9 protein-coding genes and 1 pseudogene are annotated in these 7,792 nt (G+C 68.6%); 7 read left to right on the top strand and 3 right to left on the bottom strand.

The window, feature by feature from the left end; genetic code table 11:
* Both A5659_RS08375 and A5659_RS08370 read left to right on the top strand, forming a co-directional pair.
* Window positions 1–277 (top strand): annotated as a pseudogene (locus A5659_RS08375) (mammalian cell entry protein); the annotation flags it as partial.
* Window positions 277–768, top strand: a complete 492-nt coding sequence (locus tag A5659_RS08370) for a mammalian cell entry protein (protein WP_066881022.1) — start codon at window positions 277–279, stop codon at window positions 766–768. The pseudogene A5659_RS08375 and the gene A5659_RS08370, both read left to right, overlap by 1 nt.
* 22 nt (window positions 769–790) lie before the next feature.
* On the opposite strand, the gene A5659_RS08365 is transcribed toward A5659_RS08370, so the two are convergent.
* The 3 genes from A5659_RS08365 to A5659_RS27650 form a co-directional block, all read right to left on the bottom strand.
* On the bottom strand, window positions 791–1,369 hold the full coding sequence (locus A5659_RS08365) for a hypothetical protein (protein WP_066866221.1): 579 nt from the start codon (window positions 1,367–1,369) through the stop codon (window positions 791–793).
* 85 nt (window positions 1,370–1,454) lie between these two features.
* Window positions 1,455–2,936, bottom strand: a complete 1,482-nt coding sequence (locus A5659_RS08360; RefSeq protein ID WP_067143204.1) for a trehalose-6-phosphate synthase — start codon at window positions 2,934–2,936, stop codon at window positions 1,455–1,457.
* Window positions 2,937–3,101 carry a hypothetical protein gene (locus A5659_RS27650; protein ID WP_112632220.1) on the bottom strand — a complete coding sequence of 55 codons (165 nt, stop codon included), beginning with the start codon at window positions 3,099–3,101 and terminating at the stop codon, window positions 2,937–2,939.
* Window positions 3,102–3,235: 134 nt separating this feature from the next.
* Here A5659_RS27650 and A5659_RS08355 point away from each other — a divergent pair, with 134 nt between their 5' ends.
* From A5659_RS08355 to A5659_RS08335, 5 genes are all read left to right on the top strand, one after another.
* A complete protein-coding gene (locus A5659_RS08355; RefSeq protein ID WP_067180362.1) occupies window positions 3,236–3,946 on the top strand; it encodes a phosphate ABC transporter ATP-binding protein in 711 nt (236 codons plus the stop codon).
* Window positions 3,946–4,734 carry an iron export ABC transporter permease subunit FetB gene (gene fetB / locus A5659_RS08350; protein ID WP_066881020.1) on the top strand — a complete coding sequence of 263 codons (789 nt, stop codon included), beginning with the start codon at window positions 3,946–3,948 and terminating at the stop codon, window positions 4,732–4,734. The genes A5659_RS08355 and fetB overlap by 1 nt, the downstream gene beginning before the upstream one ends.
* Window positions 4,735–4,843: 109 nt before the next feature.
* On the top strand, window positions 4,844–5,779 hold the full coding sequence (locus A5659_RS08345) for an enoyl-CoA hydratase (protein WP_066866215.1): 936 nt from the start codon (window positions 4,844–4,846) through the stop codon (window positions 5,777–5,779).
* A gap of 101 nt (window positions 5,780–5,880) precedes the next feature.
* Window positions 5,881–6,717 (top strand): SDR family oxidoreductase, encoded by an 837-nt coding sequence (locus A5659_RS08340; RefSeq protein ID WP_066866213.1) that lies wholly within the window; start codon window positions 5,881–5,883, stop codon window positions 6,715–6,717.
* A 14-nt stretch (window positions 6,718–6,731) separates the two neighbouring features.
* Window positions 6,732–7,523: an SDR family NAD(P)-dependent oxidoreductase gene (locus A5659_RS08335; protein ID WP_067180359.1), complete on the top strand. Its 792-nt coding sequence runs from the start codon at window positions 6,732–6,734 to the stop codon at window positions 7,521–7,523.
* The last annotated feature ends 269 nt before the right edge of the window (window positions 7,524–7,792 follow it).

Raw genomic sequence — 7,792 nt, 5'->3', positions numbered from 1 at the left:
CGGCATGCTCGGCGCCAACAACAACGCCGAAAACCTCAAGGCGCTCTTCCGCTCCACCAATGCGACATCGGAAGCCGTCGTCAACGGGGCCGCACTGGAAGGCGTTGACGCCGTTACCAATAACGCGTCGGTGCTGGTGTCGGTGCGCGTCACGGTCGCCGACATCGACGGCGTCAACAAGCCGTCCATGCCCTACCGCCTACGTGTCATCGTCCACGAAGACGACGCCGGCAAGATGAGCGGCTACGACCTGAAGTATCCCGACGGAGGCAATTGATGCGATGGCGGCGTTGGCTGCTGGTCGTCGCGGGTTACCTCCTGGCCGCGGCGTTCGTCGGGTTGTCCGCGGTGGCCGGCTGGATGTACTGGGACAGGGTGCAGACGCGCGGCGAGCAGGCGGCGCGGGCGGTGTTGCCCGGCCTGGCGGCCAAGGAGATTCCGGAGGTCTTCGCCTACGACTACCAGACGGTCGAACGGAGCCTGTCGGCGGCGTATCCGCTGCTGACCCCGGACTATCGCGCGGAGTTCCAGAAGAGCGCCAACAACCAGATCATCCCCGAGGCCAAGAAGCGCGAAGTGGTGGTGCAGGCCAATGTCGTTGGCGTGGGGGTGATGTCGGCCAAACGGGAATCGGCATCGGTGATGGTCTTCATGAACCGCACCGTGACCGACAAGTCACGCCAGCCGCTGTATGACGGCAGCCGGCTGCGGGTGGACTTCAAAAAGGTCGGCAAGCAGTGGCTGATCGCCTACATCACGCCGATCTAGCCCTGCTGGCAACCGGTCAACGTCAGTAGCACATCGCAATGCCGTTGCAGTACAACGGGTAACGCTGCACCGGGCTGGGCGGCGGTCCGATCAGCGACAGCGAGAACGGTTGCTTCTTCATCTCCGGCTCCATGCCGCACACGGGTCCGTGCATGGTGGTGTGGGTGCCGCTCATCGTTTCGTCGCTGAACGCGAAGGTTTCGGTGGACGGCGCGGTGCCGCCGCCGGGGCAGGACACGCCGTTGTCCTTGGTGACTTGGAAAGTCCACAGCATGCTCGACATTCGGGCGCGGCCGCTGAAGTTCTGCAGCTTGTCCGCCGCGCTGATCTTCTCATCGGTAAAGCTCACGACGTTGAGCGCGCACTGCATCGCGAACACGATCGGATCGGAGTAGTCGTTCATGTTGCGGGTGCCGGACGGCTGATCGCATATCGCCGTGACAGTCCATGTAACCCCGGACACGCCAGCCTCGTTGAACGAATAGTTGCCGTCCGCCGGTGGTCCGAGCGCCTTGGCCGGTTCACCGGACTGCAGCGCGATTCCCACCGCGACCGCCGTGAAGATACCGGCACCGGCCGCCATTCCGTGACGGAGCTTCATGTGATGCCCCTCCTTCGCGTGCGACCCTCGCACCTGAGTATCACAGCGTTCGGGCGGCAACACCATGGGGTCTTGCGGATGCGCCCTAATCGGCGCCGCCGGGCCGGGATTCGGCGAGCGCATCGAGGAACGACCGCGCCCACCGGTCGACGTCATGAGCCAGCACCTGGCGGCGCAGTGACCGCATCCGGCGGCGTCCCTCTTCGTCGGATTGGTGGAGCGCGGCCTCGATCGAATCCTTCACGCCCTCGAGGTCGTGCGGATTGACCAGATACGCCTGGCGCAATTCGGCGGCGGCACCGGTGAATTCGGAGAGCACGAGCGCGCCGCCGAGATCGCTGCGGCAGGCGACATACTCCTTGGCGACCAGGTTCATCCCGTCGCGCAGCGGGGTGACCAGCATGACGTCGGCGGCCACGAAGAACGCGATGAGTTCGTCGCGCGGGACCGGCCGGTGCAGGTAGTGCACCACGGGGTGCCCGACTTCGCCGTACTCGCCGTTGATGTGGCCGACCTGGCGCTCGATGTCGTTGCGCAACTGCTGGTAGCTGTCCACCCGTTCGCGGCTCGGTGTCGCCAGCTGGACCAGCACGGTGTCGTCGCGCTTGGCGCGGCCCTCCGCGAGCAGCTCCGAAAAGGCTTTCAGGCGAACGTCGATGCCCTTGGTGTAGTCGAGCCGGTCGACGCCCAGCAGCACCTTGCGCGGGTTGCCCAGCTCGGCCCGGAGCTCCCGGGCGCGGCGCTTGATGTCGCGGTGGCGGGCCGCCTGGTCCAGCGCGGTGGAGTCGATGGAGATGGGGAAGGCGCCCACTCGAACGACGCGGGAGTCCAGTTCCACCTCGCCGTAGCGCGACCGCACCCCCACCGCCCCGCGCGAGGTGTTGGCCCCGATCAGCCGCCGGGCCAAGAACAGGAAGTTCTGCGCGCCGCCGGCCAGATGGAACCCGACCAGGTCGGCGCCGAGCAGGCCCTCGACGATCTCGGTCCGCCACGGCATCTGCATGAACAGCTCGACCGGCGGGAAGGGGATGTGCAGGAAGAAACCGATGATCAGGTCGGGCCGCAGTTCGCGCAGCATCTTCGGCACCAGCTGCAGCTGGTAGTCCTGCACCCAGACCGTCGCGCCTTTTGCCGCGGCACGGGAGGTGGCTTCGGCGAAGCGGCGATTGACGTCGACGTAGCGCTCCCACCATTCGCGGTGGTACATCGGTTTGACGATGACGTCGTGATACAGCGGCCACAGCGTGGCGTTCGAGAAACCCTCGTAATATTCGGCGACGTCGGCCGCGCTCAGCCTGACCGGCCGGAGCTCCAGATCTTCCTGGATGATCGGTTCGTCATCGTGGTCGGTGTCCTCGTCGACGATCCCGGCCCAGCCGACCCACGCCCCACGCCGGCGGCGCAGCAGCGGCTCGAGCGCGGTGACCAATCCTCCGGGGCTGCGTTTCCACGCCGTGGTGCCGTCGGGAAGCCGCTCCTGGTCCACCGGCAACCGGTTGGCGACTACGACGAAGTCGGAGTTGCCGTACTTGGCCGCCGTTGCGCTTCGCCCACCCCCGGGAGACATTTATGCGTCGAGTTTCGAAGGCCCAATACCCAGCATGGACAGGAACACCCGGCACTCGTCGGCGTCGGTGGCGTACGCCGCGACGACCCGCCTGGCCTGGCTGGCGGTGCTGTCGGCCACAGGTTCCACGTCGCCGATTTCGCCAGGATCAGATTTAGTAGGCATGACTTAACTGTAGGCGACGCCGCTGACCGGTCGCAGCCCGTCTCACCAGCTAACGGGCTCTGACGGCGTTTACGGCCGGTTCGCAGGTGTTCGCCGCGCCGCTCGCGAAGACGCGATGGACGGCGGCCGCGGTGATGCAGGATAAGCGGGTGGTCGATCAGGACGCCGATAACGACGTGATGTTCGAGTTCCTCGACGTCGTCGTCGAACGCCAGGGCGTGCGCGCCCTGAACGGGCTGACCGCCGCCATCCCGGCGCACGGCGTGACGGCCGTGTTCGGCCCGTCCGGCTCGGGCAAATCGACGCTGCTGCGGTTGTGCAACCGGCTGGAGCTGCCGACGAGCGGGCGGGTGTCGTTCTACGGCTCGGACATCGCCGCGCTCGACCCGCTGTGGCTGCGGCGCCGGGTGGGCATGTGCTTCCAGCGTCCGACGCCGTTTCCCGGCACCGTCGCCGACAACCTGCGCGCGGCCGATCCGGACGCGCCCGATGCGCGGATGCGCGAGACGCTGGCCCGGGTCGCGTTGAGCGGATCGTGGCTGGACCGCGACGTGGCCGGGCTCTCGGGTGGGGAGGCGCAACGCGTGTGTCTGGCCCGCACCTTGGTGGCCGGACCGCAGGTGCTGCTGCTGGACGAACCCACCTCCGCCGTCGACACGGAGGCGGCCGAGGTCATCGAGCGCGCGGTGCGTGAGTTGGCCGCCGACGGCACCCCGGCCCTGTGGGTCACCCACAACGCGGCGCAGGTGGCCAGGGCCGCCGACCGGGTCCTGCGCCTGGAGTCCGGCCGCAGCCAGGGGCTGGGCCCGGTCGCCTCCCGCCCGGGCGACGGCTCGGTGGCGTGATGAACGGCCAAGTCGGCTGGCTGGGCCTGGCGACGTCGCTGATCCTGGTGGCGTTCGCGGCCGGGATCTCGCTGTGGCGGCGGTTGGGGCTGGAGCGGCAACTGCTGTGGGCCGCGGTGCGCGCGCTGGTGCAGTTGCTGCTCGTGGGCGGTGCGCTCACGCTGCTGTTCGAGCCGGGCAGGTCGCTGTGGTGGTCGTGGGCGTGGGTCGCCGGGATGGTGGCGTACGCCGGGGATGTCGCGCGCCGTAGGGCGCCGGAGGTGCCGCGGTTCGCGCCGCTGGCCGTGGCCGCGTTCGCCGGCGCGGCGGTGGTGACGCTGGGGGTGATCTTCGGCCTGCGGGTGTTCCCGTTGCAGGGGCGGACCCTGGTCCCGGTCGCCGGGATGATGATCGGCAACTCGATGACCGCCATGGTGCTGGTGGCGCGGCGGCTCGTCGACGAGTTGCGCGACAAACGCGACGAGGTCGAGGCCCGCCTGGCGCTGGGCCAGCCCTGCGGGCAGGCCGCGTCGCCGTACCTGCGAATCGCCTTGCGCTCGGCGATATCTCCGCAGATCGAGACCACCAAAGCCACCGGCCTGGTGTTCCTGCCGGGCGCCATGACCGGCCTCATTCTGGCCGGGGTGCCGCCGTTGCAGGCGGTGCTGGTGCAGGCCGTGGTGATGTTCTTGATCCTGGGCTCGGTCGCGGCCACCACGGTGGTCGTCGGGATGGGCATCGTGCGGCTGGTGTTCACCCGCGACCACCGGCTGCTGCCGCTGGCGCGGCGGCCCGAGAGCGCCCGATGAGAACCATGCTCTGCGGCGCCCGCCACCCCATCACCCCAGCGCGGGCCCGGTTACACACTGGCCGTAATCTGTAAACAAGGCCAATTCAACGACGAACGAGGTGGGCTCAATGACAGTCTCCGAGCAAGCCGACGCCGGGGCGGCCGACGCCAACGTCCCGGAGCTGGTGGCCTACGAAACCCTCGATGAGGGCCGCATCGCCCGGATCTGGCTGAACCGGCCCGATGCCCACAACGCGCAGAGTCGCGGCCTGCTGGTCCAGCTCGACGAGGCGTTCGGCCGCGCCGAGGCCGACGACACGGTTCGCGTGGTGATCCTGGCGGCCCGGGGCAGGAACTTCTCCGCCGGCCACGACCTGGGTTCCGAGCAGGCACTGGCCGAGCGCGCGCCGGGGCCGGGGCAGCACCCGAGCTTCCGCTCGCGCGGGGCCACCCTCGAGCCGATCATGGAGAAGCTGTACCACCAGGAGTGGCACTATTTCTTCGAAAACACTTGCCGCTGGCGGGATCTGCGAAAGATCACCATCGCCCAGGTTCAGGGCAACGCGATCTCGGCCGGTTTGATGCTGATCTGGGCGTGCGATCTGATCGTCGCGGCCGACAACGCGAAGTTCAGCGACGTCGTCGCTGTCCGGCTGGGTATGCCTGGTGTCGAATATTACGCCCACCCTTGGGAGTTCGGCCCGCGCAAGGCCAAAGAGCTGCTGCTGACCGGTGATTCGATCGACGCGGACGAGGCGCACCGGCTGGGCATGGTCTCGAAGGTCTTCCCGGTCGACGAATTAGAGGAGAAGACACTGGCTTTCGCGCGACGCATCGCCGAGCGGCCCACGATGGCGTCGTTGCTCATCAAGGATTCGGTCAATGCCGCCTCCGACGCGATGGGCTACACCGAGGCGCTGCGGCACGCGTTCCACGTGCACCTGTTGGGGCATGCCCACTGGGCGGCGTTCAACGAGAACCGGTGGCCGGTTGGTCAACCGCCGCACGTCGAGGATTGGCGTGACGCCAAGCCGACGAAGGTGGCCCGCCGCGATACGCCGTAGCGTCGCGCCGCCGAGCCGTAACGAGACCGGGGGTAGCGATATTCACCCCGAGGGGACATGCTTCTATAGCTAGAACCTGTTCCAGTTCGAGAGGGCCTCGCGTGCAGCTATCTTTCCAAGACCGGACGTATCTGATCACCGGCGGCGGCAGCGGAATCGGCAAGGGCGTGGCCGCAGGCCTGGTTTCGGCCGGGGCCTCCGTGATGATCGTCGGCCGCAACCCGGACCGGCTGGCGGGCGCCGTCGAGGAAATCGAGCCGCTGGCCGCCGACGGCGGCGCCATCCGCTACGAGCCCACCGACGTCACCAACGAGGACGAGGTGGCCCGCGCGGTCGACGCCGCCACGGCGTGGCACGGTCGGCTGCACGGGGCGGTGCACTGCGCCGGTGGCTCGCTGACCGTCGGGCCGATCACCCACACCGACTCCGAGGCGTGGCGAAACACCGTCGACCTCAACGTCAACGGCACCATGTACGTGCTCAAGCACGTCGGGCGCGAATTGGTGCGCGGTGGCGGCGGCTCGTTCATCGGGATCTCCTCGATCGCGGCCAGCAACACCCACCGCTGGTTCGGGCCCTACGGGGTGACCAAGTCGGCCATCGACCACATGATGATGCTGGCCGCCGACGAACTCGGAGAGTCGTGGGTGCGGGTCAACAGCATCCGCCCCGGCCTGATCCGCACCGATCTTGTTGACGCAAGCGTGATTCAGTCGCCGGAGATCAGCGCGGACTACGCGCTGTGCACGCCGCTGCCGCGGGTGGGCGAGGTCGAAGACGTCGCCAACCTGGCGATGTTCCTGCTCAGCGACGCGGCCGCCTGGATCACCGGCCAGTGCATCAACGTCGACGGCGGCCACATCTTGCGCCGCGGCCCCGACTACTCCTCGATGATGGTGCAGATGTTCGGCCAGGACGCGCTGCGCGGAGTGGTCTGAGCCGGGAGGATCGCATGAAAAGGCTTGAGGGCAAGAGGATCCTGGTGACCGGCGCCGCGTCGGGCATCGGGCAGGCCACCGCGCTGCGCTTGCTGGACGAGGGCGCCGCCGTCGCGGCCTCCGACGTCGCCGCCGACGGCCTGGACAACACCCGGGCGCGGGCCGACGAGGCCGGCACCGCCGACCGGCTGATGACCCTGCCGATGGACGTGGGCAGCGAGGAGTCCGTGACCGACGGGGTGCGCGTGGCCGTCGAGCAGCTGGGTGGCCTCGACTCGCTCGTCAACGCCGCGGGCATCCTGCGGGCCGCGCACACCCACGAAACCAGCCTCGAGCTGTGGAATCGGATCGTCGGCGTGAACCTGACCGGGACCTTCCTGGTGGTCCGCGAAGCGCTGCCGTCCCTGCTGGCCAACTCCCGCAGCGCGGTCGTCAACTTCAGCTCCACGTCGGCCTCGTTCGCCCACCCCTACATGGCCGCCTACGCCGCGAGCAAGGGCGGCATCCAGGCCTTCACCCACTCGCTGGCGCTGGAATACGCGCGCGACGGCCTGCGCGCGGTATGCGTGGCGCCGGGCAGCATCAAGTCCGGAATCACCGACGCCACCGGCGGATATATCCCCAAAGACGCTGACTGGTCGCTGTTTTCGAGGCTGATGCCGGTGCTGCCCACCTCCGTCGAATCCAGCGGCACCGGGATGGCCGAGCCCACGGCCGTCGCCGGGGTGATCGCCATGCTGGTGTCCGACGACGGCGCGTTCATCACCGGCACCGAGATCCGCATCGATGGCGGCACGCATGCCTGATGGCGGCGACCCGCCGCGCCCGGCTGCGCCGCGCTTGCGATCGCCGCGCAGCCTGATGGCGGCGACCCGCCGCGCCCGGCTGCGCCGCGCTTGCGATCGCCGCGCAGCCTGATGGCGGCGACCCGCCGCGCCCGGCTCCGCCGCGCTTGCGATCACCGCGCAGCGTGATGGCTAGTTGACGCAGGGCACGCCGCCGCCATCGATCGGCTTGCCCTGATCGGGCGTCGGGTAGGTCGTGGTCGTGCCGTTGTAGTAGTAGCTCTTGGCCT

This window comes from Mycobacterium sp. 1165196.3 (assembly GCF_001673415.1).
Classification (GTDB): Bacteria; Actinomycetota; Actinomycetes; order Mycobacteriales; family Mycobacteriaceae; genus Mycobacterium; species Mycobacterium europaeum_A.
Note: the sequence above shows the minus strand (reverse complement) of the source record. Positions and strands in the feature narration are given on the sequence as shown.